Source organism: Haloarcula sp. CBA1122 (assembly GCF_009741785.1).
Taxonomy (GTDB): domain Archaea; phylum Halobacteriota; class Halobacteria; order Halobacteriales; family Haloarculaceae; genus Haloarcula; species Haloarcula hispanica.
On the sequence record NZ_WPCB01000004.1, the window covers coordinates 1 to 17905 of the forward strand.

At 63.0% G+C, this 17905-nt stretch carries 15 protein-coding genes and 1 pseudogene; 4 read left to right on the top strand and 12 right to left on the bottom strand.

All coding sequences use genetic code 11. From position 1 onward, the window contains the following. Both GJ630_RS02290 and GJ630_RS02295 read right to left on the bottom strand, forming a co-directional pair. A partial coding sequence (locus GJ630_RS02290) for a CARDB domain-containing protein (RefSeq protein ID WP_252718701.1) occupies nucleotides 1-2492 on the bottom strand: 2492 nt, incomplete at its 3' end. Nucleotides 2493-2838: 346 nt separating this feature from the next. Next, nucleotides 2839-4494 carry a tRNA uridine(34) 5-carboxymethylaminomethyl modification radical SAM/GNAT enzyme Elp3 gene (locus GJ630_RS02295; protein WP_191449328.1) on the bottom strand — a complete coding sequence of 552 codons (1656 nt, stop codon included), beginning with the start codon at nucleotides 4492-4494 and terminating at the stop codon, nucleotides 2839-2841. Between the two features lie 107 nt (nucleotides 4495-4601). Here GJ630_RS02295 and GJ630_RS20260 point away from each other — a divergent pair, with 107 nt between their 5' ends. Both GJ630_RS20260 and GJ630_RS02300 read left to right on the top strand, forming a co-directional pair. After that, a complete protein-coding gene (locus GJ630_RS20260) occupies nucleotides 4602-4736 on the top strand; it encodes a hypothetical protein (RefSeq protein ID WP_014040429.1) in 135 nt (44 codons plus the stop codon). Nucleotides 4737-4884: 148 nt separating this feature from the next. Beyond that, a complete protein-coding gene (locus GJ630_RS02300; RefSeq protein ID WP_191449329.1) occupies nucleotides 4885-6777 on the top strand; it encodes a methyl-accepting chemotaxis protein in 1893 nt (630 codons plus the stop codon). Nucleotides 6778-6781: 4 nt separating this feature from the next. Here GJ630_RS02300 and GJ630_RS02305 read toward each other — a convergent pair whose 3' ends face one another. The 7 genes and pseudogenes from GJ630_RS02305 to glmS form a co-directional block, all read right to left on the bottom strand. Then, the gene (locus GJ630_RS02305; protein WP_191449330.1) at nucleotides 6782-7270 is read right to left on the bottom strand and encodes a cupin domain-containing protein; all 489 of its coding nucleotides are present in this window, start codon (nucleotides 7268-7270) and stop codon (nucleotides 6782-6784) included. A 40-nt stretch (nucleotides 7271-7310) separates the two neighbouring features. Further along, a complete protein-coding gene (locus GJ630_RS02310; protein WP_050038109.1) occupies nucleotides 7311-9509 on the bottom strand; it encodes a DHH family phosphoesterase in 2199 nt (732 codons plus the stop codon). A gap of 64 nt (nucleotides 9510-9573) precedes the next feature. Continuing rightward, nucleotides 9574-9837, bottom strand: a complete 264-nt coding sequence (locus GJ630_RS02315; protein WP_004592637.1) for a hypothetical protein — start codon at nucleotides 9835-9837, stop codon at nucleotides 9574-9576. Nucleotides 9838-9863: 26 nt separating this feature from the next. Further along, nucleotides 9864-10511: a YIP1 family protein gene (locus GJ630_RS02320; RefSeq protein ID WP_023843271.1), complete on the bottom strand. Its 648-nt coding sequence runs from the start codon at nucleotides 10509-10511 to the stop codon at nucleotides 9864-9866. An 87-nt stretch (nucleotides 10512-10598) separates the two neighbouring features. Next, nucleotides 10599-11176: pseudogene (locus tag GJ630_RS02325) on the bottom strand (NADPH-dependent FMN reductase). Nucleotides 11177-11285: 109 nt separating this feature from the next. Next, nucleotides 11286-11447, bottom strand: coding sequence for a hypothetical protein (locus GJ630_RS19420; RefSeq protein ID WP_162470422.1), 162 nt, complete (start codon nucleotides 11445-11447; stop codon nucleotides 11286-11288). Between the two features lie 134 nt (nucleotides 11448-11581). Beyond that, the gene (gene glmS / locus GJ630_RS02330; protein ID WP_014040435.1) at nucleotides 11582-12028 is read right to left on the bottom strand and encodes a methylaspartate mutase subunit S; all 447 of its coding nucleotides are present in this window, start codon (nucleotides 12026-12028) and stop codon (nucleotides 11582-11584) included. A 248-nt stretch (nucleotides 12029-12276) separates the two neighbouring features. Here glmS and GJ630_RS02335 point away from each other — a divergent pair, with 248 nt between their 5' ends. Then, nucleotides 12277-12816: a GNAT family N-acetyltransferase gene (locus GJ630_RS02335; RefSeq protein WP_064288103.1), complete on the top strand. Its 540-nt coding sequence runs from the start codon at nucleotides 12277-12279 to the stop codon at nucleotides 12814-12816. 73 nt (nucleotides 12817-12889) lie between these two features. Here GJ630_RS02335 and GJ630_RS02340 read toward each other — a convergent pair whose 3' ends face one another. The 3 genes from GJ630_RS02340 to GJ630_RS02350 form a co-directional block, all read right to left on the bottom strand. Then, on the bottom strand, nucleotides 12890-13897 hold the full coding sequence (locus tag GJ630_RS02340; protein WP_191449331.1) for a sodium:calcium antiporter: 1008 nt from the start codon (nucleotides 13895-13897) through the stop codon (nucleotides 12890-12892). A gap of 47 nt (nucleotides 13898-13944) precedes the next feature. Then, on the bottom strand, nucleotides 13945-14880 hold the full coding sequence (locus GJ630_RS02345; protein WP_064288204.1) for an A/G-specific adenine glycosylase: 936 nt from the start codon (nucleotides 14878-14880) through the stop codon (nucleotides 13945-13947). 126 nt (nucleotides 14881-15006) lie between these two features. Further along, entirely contained in the window at nucleotides 15007-16872 is a 1866-nt protein-coding gene (locus GJ630_RS02350) for an ATP-binding protein (RefSeq protein ID WP_191449332.1), read from the bottom strand. 158 nt (nucleotides 16873-17030) lie between these two features. Here GJ630_RS02350 and GJ630_RS02355 point away from each other — a divergent pair, with 158 nt between their 5' ends. Next, a complete protein-coding gene (locus GJ630_RS02355; RefSeq protein WP_008309033.1) occupies nucleotides 17031-17357 on the top strand; it encodes a hypothetical protein in 327 nt (108 codons plus the stop codon). Nucleotides 17358-17905 lie beyond the last annotated feature (548 nt).

Sequence of the window (17905 nt, forward strand, 5' to 3'; positions counted from 1 at the left end):
CCACCGCCACCGCCTCCGCCGCCTCCGCCGCCACCGCCTCCGCCGCCTCCGCCACCGCCGTCACTACTGCTTTCGGCTTCGACAGCAAGCGTTTCAGTGGCGGCGTTGCCAATAGCGAGCGAGCGGTTGCCCTCGTTGTCGAAGGAGATACTGAAGGAGACAGTTACTGTTTCACCGCCGGCAATCGGGCCGATAGTTCTGGACTTGAGCGTCTGGTTGGTCTCTGTAAGCGCCGCGGTGTAGTTCCCACTCTCTGTCCCGACGTTTGCGACAGTCGCTGTCACGTCCACTGACTCGCCGGTTTCGGTGGACGAATTACTCAGTCGGGCGTCGCGAACCTCGAACGTCGCGGGTTGGGTCACTGAGATGTTTCCGCCGGAGTCACCGTTGACCGCCACGTCGTACTCTCCGCCGCTCTCGAAGACGTAGACGAAGGAGACCTCGGTCTGTTGACCGCCCGAGAGCGTGACGTTCCTCGTGTCCACGATGTCGTCGTTGGTCTGGAGGCGCACCGGGGAGGTCCCTGTCTCGTCGCCGTTGTTGACAACGGTGGCAGTCACCTCAATCGGTTCGCCTGTCCGAGCGCTCGTCCGGTTCAGGTCGACGCTAGTGGTTTCGAACGTCGTCGCCTCGGAGACTCGAACTGTTCCGACCCGCTCGCCGTCGAGGTCGATAGGGTACGTGCCGACGGCGGTGAACGACTCCGTGAACGAGACAGTCGTCGATTCTCCAGGGCCTAATTGCAGTTCCGTGGCGTTCACCCGCTCGTCAGCGACTGTAAGCGGGACCTCGTAGGTACCGGTCTGGTCGCCAGTGTTCGTAACCGTCGCGGTCACCGCGACGCTCTCGCCCTCGCCCACCCTCGTCGTGTTCAGCGCCCTTTCGGAGACTTCGAACGTCGCTGGCTGCTCCACCGTGACGGTCTGAGTCTCGCTACCGACCGTGAACTGGTACGTGCCGGGCTCCTCGAACGTGTGCACGTACGTGTCCGTATCGGATGCATCGGGTTCCAGATCGAACGAGACGGCGTCGACGGCTTCATTCTCCGTTTCGACCCAGAACTCCTGCTTCGCGGTCACGGTCCCATCGTTTCTGGCCGTCACCGTCAGCTCTGCCGTGCCGCCCCGAGTGACCGTTGTTCTGTTCCACCTCGCGTCGGTGACCTGAATATCGGGCTGGCCGACAGTCAGGGTGCCGGCGATGACGCCGTCGACCGTGACCTCGTGGTCGCCCTCGTCAACAGCTCCTTCGAGTCGATAGAGGAGTGTCTCGTTGACTGTCTCTCCGGCCGGGACCGTTACCGACTCCTGGCCAACCTGTGTGCCGCCAACTTCGATAGGCAGCGTAATCGTTCCGGTCTGTCCGCCAGTGTTCTCCACCGTCACCCACAGCTCCGGCTCGCGGGTCCCGATGCCACCCGTGTCCGTGTCAGTATTGACCTGGGTGTCGATGAGCCCGGCGTCCTGAATCTGGAGCGAGCCCTCGTCCGCAACGTCGACAGTCCCGACCGATTCGCCGTTTATCGTCAGGTCGTAAGTACCCTCGCTGTCGAAGCTCGGTGAGAACTCCAGCGTCTCCGTATCGCCGTTCTCGATTTCGACGGTCCGGGTGGCGATTTCGGAGCTGTCAGTCTGCAGAACGACGTCCTCTGTCGCCGACCCGTCCCCGCCTCTGGGGTTTTGCATCCGGACCGTCAGGTCGACGGGCTCGCCGGTGACCGTCGAGTCGTCGCTTAGCTGCGAGTACTCGACGGTGAACTGCCTGGATTCCTCGATGGTGATGGTCGGGTTCGAGCCGGAACCGTCCCGCAGTTCGTACGCCCCGGCAGGCAGCTCGTCGAGGGTCCCGGTGTCCAGCGTCCACGAGGTCGTCTCCGTGTCGCCGCCACCGACCTTGACGGCGAGTTCGTTGACCATCCGGGACGCTCCGGTGTCCGTGTTCTCAAGTTTCGGTATGATCGTCAGTTCGCCGGTTTGCCCGCCAGTGTTTTCGAGCGTATGAGTTACCTCGATGGTTTCGCCTCGCGTGACAGTAGCCCGGTCGACTGTCGTCTCGGTGACCGTGATGTTCGGCGGTTCGACGACGGTTACCGTCCCGGCCGGGACTCCATCGACGGCGAGGTCGTACTCGCCGGTGTCGTCGAGGGTGACGGGAACAGTCTCCGTCGTCTGCTGGCCGCCGCCAACCGCAACGTCGGCTTGCTCAATTTCCTCGCCGTCCGCCGTGACGGCTACTTGTTTCGTCCCATCGCTGTCTCCGGTGTTCTCAGCCGTGAGCTCCACCTGGAACTCCATCCCGGAGACGACAGAGAACGGCGCATCGTGTATACCGGAACTGTTGGTCTTTGTCGCAGAGGCGTCGGTCACCTCGATAGCCGCTGTCTCGTGATTGGACGCGGCTGCGACACCCGGCCCGAACACCGGGGCCGTCGACACCGCAACCACAGCCAGTAGCGTCATCGCTGATAGCCACAGGCCCGTAATCTTACCCATGGGAGGGGCGATGACAGTATGGTAATTAGTTAGCGGGAACGAATCGCAGAGTAAGGTACTATTATCGCGTATACCGTCCGCTACCGCCGGTTCTATCCTAATAAGGGCTGAAAGGTGGCATTACAAGTAATGGCTCACTCGGCGCACCCAGCCCACAGGGCTGGCACGTCGGTATACATATAGTACCTCAAACGGCGGCTGTTCTTTCGGTCAGCGCCCGTCACTCGTCGCGCGATGAAAGCATCTCTCGCTGGCGGGATCCACAACAGCGCGGCTGTAATCTATCGATGAGACGCTCAGGGGCGCACCTGAGGCCGGTAAGAATTAGACTGAGGCTGTGAGGCTATCAGAGACGCTTGCTCACGTATGGGCCGTCCTGCTTGTACCCCAGCTTCTCCCGGTAGTACTGCCGGACGCCGATACCGGAAATAACGGCCAATTTCGGGTAGCCGGCGTCCCGTGCCAGTGTTTCCGCTTTTTCCAGCAGTTTCTTGCCGTAGCCTTTGTGCTGGTGGTCCTCGTCGTCACCCTCTTGACCGACGCCGACGGCGTTGCCGTAGACGTGGAGTTCGCGGACGATTGCGGCGTCCTGTAGCTCCCGGCGTACCGGATCGTTGGGGAATCTGAGCCGACAGAACCCGACGAGCACGTCGTTGTCGAAGTCTTCGAAGGAGATGAAATGCTCCGTGCCGCCACAGGCCTCGTAGGTCATCACGTCGAGTTCGATGCTCTCGGCGGCATCGTCGCTGTGTCCGGCCTCCCGACAGCGGATACAGTCACACGTCCAGTCGTGCTCTTCCATCCGCTGCCAGGCGAGCTGGCGGAGGTTCGACTTCCAGACGCCGCCCTCGATGAAGTCCGCCGGGATGTCCCGCTGGACGCGCTGGAGGCGGGTGTAGCGGGGAATCATGTCCTTGATTTCGGCGACCAGTTCGGCGGCCTCGTCGTTGGAAAGCGGGTCGAACTCGTCGTTGCGCCACCAGTCGTATGTGACGGTTCCCTCGACAATCAGCGTCGGGTATATCTTGAGGTAGTCGGGCCGCCAGTCCGTCTGGTCGAAGATGCGCCGGAAGTCCTCCAGACACATCTCCTTGGACATCCCGGGCTGGCCTGGCATCATGTGAAAGCCCACCTTGAACCCGGAATCGCGCAGGCGGCGGTTCGCGTCGATGGAGGCCTGCACGCCGTGGCCGCGGTGCATCTCGCGGTTGATCCGCTCGAAGGTCGTCTGGACGCCGACCTCGACTTTCGTCCCGCCGAGGTCGAGCATCCGGTCGATCTGTTCCGGATCACACCAGTCCGGCTTCGTCTCGAACGTGGTGGCGACGTTGCGGACGTCAGCGGTCTCGTTTTCCGCGATGACATCTTCCAGATACCGGAACTCGTAGTCGTCCTCGGCGAAGCTCACGTCCTCCGCGGGCGTCGGCTCCGAATCCACGTCGAAGTCGTTCATCGCCTCCAGGGCCCGCTTGACGAACCACTCCTGGTAGTCGTGGCTCCGGGCCGTCATCGTCCCGCCCATCACGATGAGTTCGGCCTTGTCGACAGGATGGCCGATCTCCCGCAGTTGGTTGAGTCGGAGGGTCACCTGGCCGTAGGGGTCGTAGTCGTTCTGTTCGCCGCGTGCGGCCGCGGGCTCGTGGCCGGTGTAGGACTGCGCGGAGGAGAACTCCGAATCCGGGCCGCCCGGACAGTACAGGCACTTCCCGTGAGGACACCGCTCGGGTGAGGTCATGATAGCGATAGGGGAGACACCCGAGGCAGTCCGAACGGGCTTGCGCTGGAGGACCTCCTCCAGCACCTCGCGGTGCTCCTGTGGCGCGTAATCGAGCAGTTCGGAGTTTTTCGGCACTTTCGGCGCGGAATACTCTCGACAGACATCTATCTTGGCCGATTCGACGTCGTCGCGCTCGACCTCGCCTGCGAGAATCCGGTCGACCAGCTCCGCACACACCTGCTGGAAGGTCTCTGTCTCGTCTGGGTCCGGCGTCTCCGTGCTCATCGGCGTTGTGCGAAATCGGCGTCTCGGCCGAATAAGCGTGTCGCTCGGGTATCGTCAGCGACGGGGGTGGCCGTGGGGTTCATTGTGCTGTCACACCAAAGAGAGGTATGAGAAGCGAAACGGACGACACCAGGAGCCCCGACCGACCGACCTTCCGCGGCTGTGTGTTCTGTTACAGCGCGGAGTGGGCGTACTACGGTGCGAAGAAGGCAGCCAGGTCCGTCTCGGCGACTGATACGTAGCGGGACCCGGGTCGCAGTCGGCAGCGAATGAGCTGTCTGAAAACAACTCCAGAGTCGTTGAAGCCCCGTCTCAGGCGCTCTACCCCGTTATTTCGAATGATACTGCCAGGGGAGTCTTTTAGTCATTGCTCTCCTCGACTGTGTATATATGCCAGACACGACCAGTGGGTCTGCACAAACTCGCTCCCGGGAATTGACGCCGACGGAACGGTTCCAGGAGTTCATTGCATACATTCCGAGTGGCGATACGATCCCCGACGAGACATGGCGCGGCCGACACCGTAATATCCTCATTCTGCTGCTTGCGCATGTGCCGTTCCTGCTGGCACTCGGGCTGTATTCGGGAACTGAGTCGCTCGTCACGGGCGCGACGCTTCCCGAGATAGACACGCTCCACGTTCTCGCAGAGGTCGGGGTCGTCGTCGGCCTCGCCGTGTTAGCGAGGTTGCCCTGGTTCGGTCGGCGAACGCGAACCGCGCTGGCGACGATGGGACTCGTCACGACGTCCGGGTTCCTGGTCCACTTCTCCGGCGGGTACATCGAGGCTCACTTCCACTTTTTCGTCGTGATGGCTGTGGTTGCCGTCTACGAAGACTGGCTGCCGTTCTTCCTCGGCATCGGGTACGTCTCCGTCCAGCACGGGATTTTCGGCATGATCGACCCGAGTCGGGTGTACAACCACTCGGCGGCGATCAACAACCCGTGGGTGTGGGCGTTCATCCACGCGGGCTTCGTTCTGATGCTGGCCGCGGCGCTGATGGCGCACTGGTCGTCGACCGAGCGATCCCGTGAAGCGGCGGAACAACAACTCGAACAGGCCAGAGAGAAGACCCAAGAGGTCGAAAACCTGGAGGAGAAGAAAGCCGAGATGGAGCGGACCATCGCCGAGGCCGAAGAGGCGAAAGCCGAGGCCGAGGCCCGACAGCAAGAGGTCGAAGAGTTCAACGAGCACCTCGAAGCCACGGCCGACGCTTACAGCGCGGCGATGTCCCGGGCGGCCGACGGAGACCTCACGGTCCGGATTGACCCCGACAGCGAGAGTGACGCGATGGCACAGATCGCCGAGTCGTTCAACAAGATGATGACGGAGACGGAGTCGGCGATGGCCGAAATACAGACGTTCTCGCAGGAGGTCGCGTCGACGAGCGACCAGGCCACGGCCGGTGCCAACGAGGCAACAGGTGCCAGCGAAGACATGAGCGAATCGATTCAGGGCATCGCCAGCGGGGCGGTCGACCAGCGTGAGATGCTCGAAACCGTCTCAAGCGAGATGACCGACCTGTCAGCCACCGTCGAGGAGGTCGCCGCTTCGGCCGAAACCGTCGCGGAACGGTCCCGCGAGACAGCCAAGATCGCGGACGACGGCGAGGAGACCGCACAGGAAGCGATAGCGGGCTCCCGGGAGGTCCAGACAGCGATCGATTCGACCGTCGAAAACGTGGAGCGGCTGGACGAGAAGATGGCAGAGATCGGTGAGATCGTCGATCTCATCGGCGACATCGCCGAGCAGACGAACATGCTGGCCCTGAATGCCAACATCGAGGCCGCACGGGCCGGAAACGGGTCGGGCGGCGATGGGTTCGCTGTCGTCGCAGACGAGGTCAAACAGCTGGCGGAGGAGACGCAGGCCTCTGCGACCGAAATCGAACAGCTCATCGCGGAGACCCAGGCCCAGACCGAAACCACGGTCACAGAGGCACGGGGGGCAAAGCAGGATATGCAGGAGAGTACAGAAGCCGTCGAAGACGTCGTCGACACGTTCACGCAGGTGGCCGAGAACGCCGAGGCGACCGACGACGGGATTCAGGAGATCAGCGACACGACCGACGACCAGGCCGCCACGACCGAGGAAGCGGTGTCGATGGTCGAGGAGGCCGTGGACATCAGCGAGGCGACCGCCGCGGAGACCGAGACCGCCTCCGCGACCGCGCAGGAACAGGCCGCGTCCATGTCGCAGGTCAGTGCCAGCATCGAATCACTCGCCGAGCAGTCCGAACGGCTCCAGACGATGCTGTCGGAGTTCGAAGTCGACAGCCGATAGCGGCTCACTCCTCCCAGTACTCTTTTTCCGCGTTCCTGTCGAGATACGTCGACAACGTCCGGTCCGCCTTCTCGCCGCCCGGCGGTGACCCGGCGTACAGCCCGACCATCTCCCGGTCGGGGTAGACGGTGATATCCGGTTCCTCCATCGTCGAAACCATCAACAGTCGGAGTTCAGACTCGTCGGCTTCGATTTCGTGCGCACTCTCCTCGCCGGCCGGAAGCGCGACGAAATCGCCCGGCTTGAGTGCGTGTTCCTCAGCGTCGGGGCCGAGCCAGAGCGTGCCGGTCCCGGCCTGGACAAATATCGCTTCCTCGTTGCCTTCGTGGTAGTGGCGCACCCAGAGCCGTTTCCCCGGTGGGACGGCATAGAGGCTCGCGCCGAGTTGTTCGCCCCCGGCGGCGTCACCAAGCTGCTTGCGCCTGAACGTCCGGTCGCCGTGGTCGTGGTCGGTCCAGTCGAGGTCGGCTTCGTTGACGGGGCCGTCGCTCATGCCCGGTCAGACTGCCGGCGGATAGAAAAAGTCCTCTGCGCTACAGTTCGTCGGCCAGCACGTCGAGCGTGGCGTCGAGGACGGCCGGTCGCTCGCCGGCCAGGTAGCGGATGGTCCCCTCGCGGACGCTCCGCGTCGCGACGCCGCCTTCGGGAACTCGCTCGCTGACTTCGCTGACTAGCTCGTGCAGGTCCAGGTCGCCGTTGGCACGGACGTACATCGTGTCCGTCGAGATGCCGAGCACGGCGTCGCTCTCGTCGCGGACATCCCGGTGGAGTTCATCCAGCAGGAGCGACTCCGGCGGGAACTCGTACTGGTGGGTAAAGGCGTCCGTGTCGAGCACGGCGATGTCCACGTCACCGACGGTCCGGTGGTCGAGGTTGGCCCGGGCGGTGGACACCTCTTCGTCGACCTTCTCGCGGAACTGCTCGGCGATGTGGCCGGCCAGGCCGCCCACGTCCTCCTCGTCGTCGCCGAACACGAGGTCGGTGATGAGTTCGCGCTTGTCCTCGTAGGACTGGTAGTGGGCTTCGAGCGCGACGGCTTCGCGGAGTTCCGACACGGCGGTCTCGTCGTAGCCGGCCTCGCTGGCGGCCTCGACGTACGGCTCGGGGATGTCCTCCCAGAAGCTCACGGCCGGAAGGTGTTGCAGGTCGTCACGAACGTCTTCGTTGACGTGTGCGGCGACGTTGGCCGCAAGCGCCGTCGAGGTGGTCTCGGAAACGGCGTCAGCGGAGGGGGAGACAACGGCGTCGACCGTGTCGACGACCGCGCCGTCGACGTCGATGTCGTCGATGACGACGCTCGGCGCGCCGTAGACGTTCAGCAGGTCGAAGCCGTCAAGGCTCTCGCGCGTGCCGCCGGCGGCGACGAAGACGAACAGCGGGAGTTTCTCCTCGTGGCGCTCCCGGTTGTCGAGCATCGTCGTCGTGTCCTTCGTCGCGTCGTCCATGTCGTAGACGCCGCCCTCGATTGGTCGCCGGTCGAAGTAGTGGTACTTCGCGTCGGCGCGGCGGTGCTGCTCGGTGACCAGCGGGAGTGCGGCGCGTTCGAGCGCGCTGCCGGCGAGATAGCCGTCCGCGGTGTTGGCGTGGCGGACGATGACCGGACGGTCCGTCAGCACTGCCTTCCGGATCTGGGTCGCCGCTTCGACCAGATCATCGGAGAGGGCCGCAACCGCCGTATCATCGGCGAGCGGTTCGGCCGTGTCAGGTCGGGCCTCGTCGTCGAGGGCGTCGGCGAGCCGCTGTTCGACTTCCTCGCGCTCCTCGGCTTCGAGGACATCGAGCTCCTCGGTCTCGACCTGCAGTTCACCGCGACGCTCGCGGACTTCGCCCGAGAGTCGGACGTAGTCGTCTTCTTCGACCTCGGGGTAGGCGCGGACGCCTGCCTCGACGAAGGCCGCGCAATCGACAGTGCCGGTCTCGTCCTGCAGTTCGAACACCGTCGGCCCGGAGGTCTGTCGGATGCCGACGACTTCGCCTTCCAGTCGAACGTCCGCACCGACGTGGTCGTCGAGATCGCCGATAGCCGCGGCGACCGGTTCGGCCGTGGTCGCCTCGTCCGTCTGCTCCTCGCTTTCGTCGCTCTCTGCGTCGGCTTCCTCGTCGGACTCGGTCATGACGGCGGTGTTCGACCCGCTGTCGTTGCCGCCGACGGCCGCAGTGCCTTCGACGCGGTCGTCATCGCTGGCCCGACTGACTGCGCCGGCGTTCGTGGCGCTGCTGTCGTCGGATTCGGTGCCTTCGTCCGCGTCCGATTCGTCGTCGCTTTGTCCCGCTGACTCGTCAGTTGAGGGTCGAGACGCCTCCTCGTCCGAATCGTCGGACTGTGTCTCGTCTTCGTCGTCTTCGTTTTCAAGCAGAACGGAGTGACCGATTTCCGGGTCGTCGACGAGGACGCCGCGGAACTCGCGTTCGGACTGGCGGATCGACCAGCCGAGGTCGACGTTGCCGTTGTCCCGTACGTTCTTGACCTGGACGTAGACGGTGTCGCCCGAGTCCCAGTCGAGGGAATCGAGCCGCTGGTCCAGTTCGCTCCGGTGGAGCAGCCCCGTTACGCTGTCGCCGATGTCGACGAACACGCCGAACTCGGCGAAGCCGTCAACACTGCCGCGGTAGTAGCGGTCGACCGATAGCTGGTCGGCACGCGAGCCACGGAACTCGAACAGGGCGTCCTCCTCGTGGAGGTCACAGATGCGTCCTTCGACAGATTTGCCGCAGATGATACACGAACCCATTACACGGTGCAAGCATGTCGGGCCTAAAACGGTTGTCGAATTCCGGACGAACTGAACGGGTCCGCTATTCGAACATCTCGCTCTCTTCTTCCAGTAGTTCGAGCCCTGAAGCGACCGCTTTCGCCTGTTCAGGGAACAGAGCGACCTCGATTTCGCTTCCCTGTTCGTCTTCGAAGGCAATTTTCACGCGCTTGTCGCCGTACTCGCGAACGTCGACGCCCTCCACGTCGTACATCTTGATCGTCGCTTCCTTGTTCGACGGGCCGACGCTCTTGAACGCTCCATCTTTGAGTTCCAGCATGAACTGGTCGATGTCGATACTGAGCATCGTGTGGAAACGCACGCCGGCGGACCCTAAAACCCGTAGTCAGCGGCCAGCACCGAGACGGCCTGAAAGCCCCGGAAGCCGTAGCCGAAAATAATTGCGGCGGGGACGGCTCCGACGATTGCGGCCACGGGGTGCCGGATATTGTGGACGACGGCAGTGCCGAGCAGGTACAGGCCCGCGCCCCAGGCGGTGACGAGCACCCGGACTTCTGCGCTGGGCAGCCCCGCCAGCAGACAGGGGGCCATCGCGTAGCACATCACCTGGACGGTTTCGCTCACGCCGCCGCGGTCCGACGCGACGGGGAGCAGTCCGAGGGGAAGCAACAGCAGCGTCTGTAGCGCCGCCGTCAGATGCACCGTCGCCGGCGTGACGAACACGAGAATAGCAAACAGCGCCAGTACCGCGACGCCGGGCGAGAAGCCACCGATAGCGGGGTAGTCGAACGGCCCCGTAGACAGCAGTCCCCGCTGGGCCAGCTTGACGACGGCGTAACGGCTCACCTCCTCGAAGAGGACTACTGTCGCCGCAAACACCAGCCCCGGGGCCTGGTCACCCGGCGCGACGCCGGTCCGGAAGAACCGCCGCGGACGGCGGAGTATTTCCACCCACGCACGCACCAGCGCGGCTGGCCCGCGGTCCCGGCCACCGGTCGGATTCTCGACCCACTGAGTCACGCCTGAAACTTGGGCGCGAGCCGGTTTGACCGTTTCCTTCTATCCGTCAGCCCCCTTCGGCTCGGACACGCACAGCGGTCCTCACGGCTAATCGTCCGCTCCGACGTTCTCCGTACTCTCGAAACACGCCGAGTCCGGCTCGATGTTCGCGTACTTGACTGCTTCCTCACCGAGCGACGTCACGCGTTCCTCGATATCGGCGTCGACTATCTGACCGTCAGCGATGTGATTGTGTGCGTTCGGAACCGCGGCCTGATGCGGGATGACCCAGCAGTTCAGCGCCCGGCAGACCGAGCGGAGGTGTTCGAGCGCGGTGATGGGAAAGCCCCCGCCGGCGACCGCTAGCAATCCCACGGTTTTGTGTTCGAACTCGTCGAAGCCACAGTAGTCGAGTGCGTTCTTCAGCACGCCGGAATAGGACCCGTGATACACCGGCGTCCCCAGCAGAATTGAATCAGCCGCGTGAACTCTATCGGCGAACTCGACAGCGTCGCCGACCTCGCGATGGTCGGCATCGAACACCGGTAGGTCGAATTCCTGAAGATCCAGCAGTTCCGTGGTCGCCCCCAACTCCTCGGCGGCGACGAGCGCGCGCTCGATACCGACCCTGGTGTAGCTCTCCTCTCTGAGACTGCGACGACACCGACGATGTGTGGTTCGGACATGTCGGGTCTATGGAGTGGGGCCGGTATATCGATGGGGGAGACGAGGCGCAGCGCTAGTCCCTTTCCGGCTGTCGGTTTGTCAGGCCATGAAGGTCGCTCTGGCCGACGCTCAGTTGTCGTGGTAGACGTAGAGGAGGTTCGGATACGGGATGTACGCGACACGTTCGAGCCCGCCACTGCCGACCTCCTTCTTCAGATGGACACCGTTCGACCCCTCGACCACGTCGTGAATGTTCTTGATTTCGGTGCCGTCACTCAGCTCAGCTGTCATGTGTGACATTATACTCCATAGGGACCCTGGTCGTAAAGCACCCCGGGCTGTGCGTGGTCGACGACAGCAGTCGATGAGTGGCTGGCGGATTACGCATGTTCGCTACGCTAACGGCTGCAAAAGGAGTCCGTGGCTCAGGAGCCGAGCTGAACCTTCTCGGACGACGCTTCCTCACGGGAGCGGTGGCCGAGGTCGGCTTTCAACGCCTCGATAGCCTCCTCAGGGTCGGTCTCCGAATCGAAGACCCGGTCGAAACCGAGCGCTTTGAACGTCTCGCGCGTCTCCTCGAAGGAGTCCTGCCCGACAGCGAGGTTGCCGCCGATGTAGGTCGTCACGTCCAGACCCGCCTCGTTGATCTGCTGCTGGAACCCCTGACAATCCTGCTCGGCGTGGCCGTACAGCGACGAAACGAGTATCGCTTCGGCGTCGTGTTCATCCGCGGCGTCGATGAACTCCGACTGGGACGACTGGACACCGAGGTTGACTACGTTGAACCCTGCCGCTTCGAACGCTCGTTCCAGAATGGTAATCCCAACGACGTGCGCGTCGGAGCCGATGACACCGAGGATGACTGTCCTCATACAAGACCACCAATGGGTGTCAACTACATAAACCTAATGATAAACCATGATAGATTATGGGAATGGTTCACACACCGGGGAGAGGATATTAGCCATGATAGCCCAAACGAACCGATAGACACAGCATCTATGGTACGCGACACGATTCAGCATCTGGCAGATCCCCGGGTACTGCGCCGCCTATCGCGTCAGTCCACCCACTGTGGCACCCGCTCGGAACAATCTGTCTGTCCGTCGTCGGGACACGCATGACGACCATCCGCCGAGCCTTCGACGCCGACGCCGACGGCATCCGCCGGGTCGCACGGGCGGCGTGGCACGACGCCTACGACTCGCTGGACTCCGACGTCATCGACGAGACGATATCCGACTGGTACGCCGACCCGCTGGGCAGCGCGCTCCACGGGTGGGCCGGCGGCGTCCCCGCCAACGACCTCGACGACATCGAGGCGACGTTACTGGTTGCCGAACAGGACGGCGAAATCATCGGCTTCACCCAGGGCATCACCATGCATACGATGGGGACGATGCTGCGGCTGTACGTCCACCCGGACTACCACGGGGAGGGTGTCGGGACGGCGCTGTACGACCGGCTCGAAGACATCTTTCTGGAACACGGCGTTGAGCAGTTCCGGGCGCTCGACCTGGCCTCGAACGACCGGAGCCGGGAGTTCTTCGAGAACCTCGGCTTCGAGCGGACCAAGACTCGGACACTCACTATCGGCGGCGATCCCTACGACGAGGCCGTGTATTTCCGCGAACTATCGCCCGGAGAAGGCGATGAGTAAGCCCAACAGGGCAGTTTCCCGAGAGCATCGAGGGCGGATGCTGGCTCACCAGTGACGGCACTGTGGACCCGCCTCAGATACCGCTAACCGTCTCAATAAGCCCGACCGATTCGAGGGCCATCCAGCAGACGAACACCACGTACAGCCCAAGCAGGGTGTACGCTTCGCGGTCGGTGAGCTCGAGATCGGTCCGGATGAACACGATGAACACCAGCGTTGCGAATCCCAGAAACCCCATCGTCGGAATTGCCACGAGAAAATCGATTGTCGCCCGCCCTGCCAGGAGGACGCCGACCGGAATCGCCACCAGCAGATTGAACGTATTGCTTCCCAGAACGTTCGTCAGACTCGTGACGCTGTCGTCGTTTTTCGCGGCCCGGACGCTGACGAAGGCATCAGGGAGGCTCGTCCCGGCGGCGATGACGGTCAATCCCCAGAGAAACGTCGGGGTGTCGAAGATGACACCGAGGGCGAGCGCGCCCTGGACCATCCCCTCGACGCCGACAGTGATGATGACGAGTCCGACCCCGAGCATCCCCCACTCCCGGCCAGGCCGGACACTGTGGGTTTCGTCCGCGACGTGCTCGCTGGCGTCCTGCTGATGCAGGAAGGCGTAGATGCCGTAGGTCACGAGCGGAATGGCCGCGAGCGTCGGAGTCAGGATAGCCGCCCGATTGGTCCCGCCCGGAACGTACGTCGCCCCGAGCGCGAACACGATGAACAGGATGAGGATGCTGATGACGTAGAACTGGGCGTCTTTGTGGACGATGTCACGCGTCGACCGGAGTTCTTCGCTCGACAGCGCCGCGAGGGCCGGAATCACGAGCAGATTGAATATCGCGCTCCCGACGATTGCACCGACGCCCAGCGAGAACTCGTCGTGGACGACGGTGCTGATAACGACCGAACTTATCTCGGGAAAGCTCGACCCGACGGCGACGACGATTGCGCCGTGAACCGCCACCGGTAACCCGTAGTACTTGCTCAGCCGTTCTGCGGCCCGCTCGAAGTACGCGCTCCCTTTCCAGATGACAGCGGTTGCGACGACGATGAGAGCGACCGAACCCAGCAAGCCAGCCATTGTGGACGTATTGACCGCACGGGTTCAAGGGTGTATGCCACTGGCGGTCAGCGCTGGAGGCGCGCGACCGCCTCGCCGTCGCTGTTCTCGACATCGACTAGCCCGTCGTCGGCCAAATCCTCCAGAAGCCCTCGGAGCCATTCGCGGCCGTACTCCCCCTCGGGCGCGTAGTCCACGCGCACACGCGGCCCCAACTGGTCCAGTTGTAGCTCGTCGTACTCCTTGAGCGCCGAGATGACGCGGCCGCGCATCTGTCGACGGCTCCCCTCGAACTCGGGCTGGGTCGGGACGTCCGGCGCGGTGAAATCGCCCGTTTCGTAGGCCGAACACCACTCACGCCACGGGCACTGCGCGCCGTCACAATCCGGCGTCTTTTCGCAGGCAACCCCGCCCAGTTCCATGATGGCGTTGTTCCAGACTCGCGACTGGCCCCCGGGCATGAGTTTGCTTGCGGCCGCTTCAAACTCTGAATCGTCGTCCGGCACGTCGAAGGCGCGGTACAGGACGCGCTTGACATTCGTATCGACGACGGCGTTCCCGTTGTTGAACGCGAAGGAGGCGACAGCGTTGGCGGTGTAGGGACCGACCCCCATCAGGTCGCTGAGGCCATCCGGGTCGCGGGGCCACTCGCCGTCGTAGTCGTCGACCACTTGGCCGGCCGCCTCGTGGAGGTACTTCGCACGATTGTTGTAGCCCAGCGAGTGACTGGTCCAGAAGCCCACGACATCCGAACGGTCGGCCTCGGCCAGGGCCGCCGCAGTCGGCCAGCGGTCCAGAAAGTCTTCCCAAGCGTCGACGACCCGGTCCAGTTGGGTCTGCTGGCTCATCACTTCGGAAACGAGAATCTCGTAGGGGTCAGTCGTCTCCCGCCACGGGTACGAGCGGTGGTCCGCCTCGTACCACTCCACGAGCGCGTCCTGGACAGCCGACGGGTCCGCGGGCACGCCTCCCGGGCGGTCCGTCGCTGTCGACTGGTCAGTCATACCTCCGTTTAGCCCTGTCCCGATTTGTGCGTGGCGGTCGTTGTCGCCCATCCCGTCGGCTGTACGTCTGGAAAGAATCGCCGCCCTGAGATGGCGGATATCTTGCAGTAGCTGCAGCCAACAGTATCAGTCGTCGACTTCGGAACGTCCCCACTCGAACTCGGTCCCGTACCAGTCCGGCTCGTCCTCGCTGAACACGTCCGCGAACACGAACATCGCGCCGTCGGGGTAGGTCGTATCGATGTACAGCCGCCAACCGTGGGCCTCCGCGATGGTCTTGACGATAGAGAGGCCGAGCCCGGTACCGTCCGCGCTCGTCGTGTGACCGTACTCGAAGATGTTGTCGACCGCTTCGCTCGGAATCCCCGGCCCGTCGTCGGCAACGTAGAAGCCGTGTTCCGTCAGCCCGACCGTGACGGTCACCTTCGGGCCGACGTGGTCGAGGGCGTTGCGAAACAGGTTCTCGAGGGCTCGCAAGAGCCGCGTCCGGTCGGCGTCGATGGTTCGACTGCCCGCGACCTCGATGCTGGCGCTTTTGTTGTCGATGTTGTCCCACGCATCGGTGACGACGGCCTCCAGCGGAACCGGGGCCGTCTCCTCGACGCTTGCGCCCTTTCTCGTCAGCGTCAACACGTCGTCGATTATGGACTCGATACGGTCGTGTGCGTCTTCGAGTTTCTCGATGTGTGACTGGAGGTCGGTCGAATCCGTCTCCGGGTCCGACAGCCGCGTCGCAAGCAGTTCGACGTGGCCCCGGGCGATCGTAAGCGGGTTTCGGAGATCGTGGCTCAGTGTCGACGCGAACTCGTCCAGCCGCTCGTTCTGACGTTCGAGTTCGTGGCTCGACCGCTCGGCCTCCTCGCGGGCCGCCTGGGCCTGGCGGATCTGACTCCGGAGCGTGTCCCGCATATTTCCGAAGGCGTCGTACAGCCTCCCGATCTCGTCCTGCCGGGCTGTCGAGATGTCAACGCCGAGGTCACCCTGTTCCATGGCCTGCGTCCGGTTACGGAGCTGTCTCAGGGGCCGAACCGTATGCCGTCCGAAAAGATATCCCGCGATGCCCAGCGCGGCGACTGCCGTCCCGATGACAGCGAGGAAGCCCCAGCGGACGAGCCGACTCGTTCCGTACAGTGTCTCTTGCGTCGCACTCGTCGTGACCACCCACGACGTACCGTTGACGGGCGTGTACGTCGCGACATGGGACCCCGTTTCGATAGTCGTCGTTCGGCCCGCTGTTGCGGCCCGGAGACCGTCCTGACTGATGGGCACGGAACCACCCTGGCCCCCGATAAGCGGGTCTCCGTCCCCAGTGAGCAGTTGCGTCTCGAACCCGTCGCGCCCGTCCTGAAACTGCTCGACCGGGACCCGGGCAACCAGCACTAGTGCTCCATCGCCATCGGAGACGGGAGTCACGAACGCCATCGAGTGGTTGTCACCGTCCGCGTATGCTGTCGAGTGGATAACTGTGCCAGTGTCGGTGGAGCCGTTCATCGTCGCCATCACGGGGGACTCCCACGCGGGTTCGACCGCCCGCGGTGGCCGGCCTTCTGTGTTCGTTCCGGTGCTCGCGACGACTATCTGAGAGTTGTCGACGGTGGAGACGTAGTGAAGCGAACGAATCTGTGACGACTCTGCCGTGGCTGCTGTCGTAAGGTACTGTCTGATATCTGCGGGCGTCCCAGTGACGTACACCCCTGCGGCTGCGATAGCGATGGCCTCCGTCTCGGTGGTCGTCCGCCACTGCCCGATACTGTCGGCGCGATGCGTGGCCGACGTTTCGAGGTCCGTCACCGCGTCGCTGACGACCCGGTCCTGTATCTGCAGGTAGCTGCCGAAGCCGACGGCTGCGAGTACGACGACGATTACCGCCAGCGCGACAGCGAACTTCGCCACGTAGTTACGCGTGTACACGTCCGGGAGGACTGCGTGAAGCCGCTCTAGCAGCCCGTCGGGCTGGCTGGACGCTGCTGTCTCGTCCCCACCACCTGTCATTATCTAATCTGAATCCTTCGGTAGTTGACCGCTACCAACCGTTATGTTCAGTCCATGATATAATTTATCATATGTTATAATCGTAGACATCCGTGTTTCGAGGGAGCGGTCCCAGACGAGTCGTAAGGGGTTTCCTCGCGCTCACCGTCCCCGTTCGTATGAGCCTCGACGATCTACAGGAGGATATCGAAGCGGCGTACGGCGACTTCGACGACGAGTTCGAACTGTCCATCGACCGCGAGACGCGCAACGAACTCGCGATGCTGTCAGTCGCACTCGACCCGGACGACCCGGACGAACTCGTCAGGCGCGCGGTCCATATGCTGTTTCAGTCGACCGTCGACCGCGGGACGCTGGATTTCCACCTCCGGTCGAGCTACGACTGTACGTACGACGAGTACCTCTCGGGGATGACCTTCGACCAGATGACCGGGAACGACTTCCCTCAGCAACAGGACAAGGACGACCGGCGCTACCAGTTTTAAACGAAGAGCCCAAGCGCCGGCACCGTTACCGTACCGAGGACGACCGAACGAAACATCCCGAGCGCCCCGCAAGCAGAATACGAAACACGGTCGTCTGAATCGGCTCCAGGGATCGCTGCAAGAGGGCCGACATAGCTCCCATATACATGAGATTAGTTAACAGTTAGTGGTGCTATAGAGTCTTTCCTCGCTACTTGTACGGCGAAGATATCCGCGACACGGCAACTGCCTCACCCAGCTATCCGTCAGGACAGCGTCTCTGCCGGGAACCGCCCCTGGGTTGAGAGCCCCGCTGACACGAAATAGGCAGTGCGTCCCAACAATGATCGGGGTCGAATCGCGTACCCCACTCACCACCGCCCATAGCCAAGACAGACTACCATCTGTTTCCGATAGTCTTTGCCAAAATATCAATAAATGAAACAGATGTTCCGAGCTACTGTCTTTTATCTTCCGTTAAATACAGCACAAACGGCCGATTCTAACACAATATGTGAGGTGTCGAACAGACTTATTCAAGTTTGATAGTTGGAGGGGAATTATAAAAC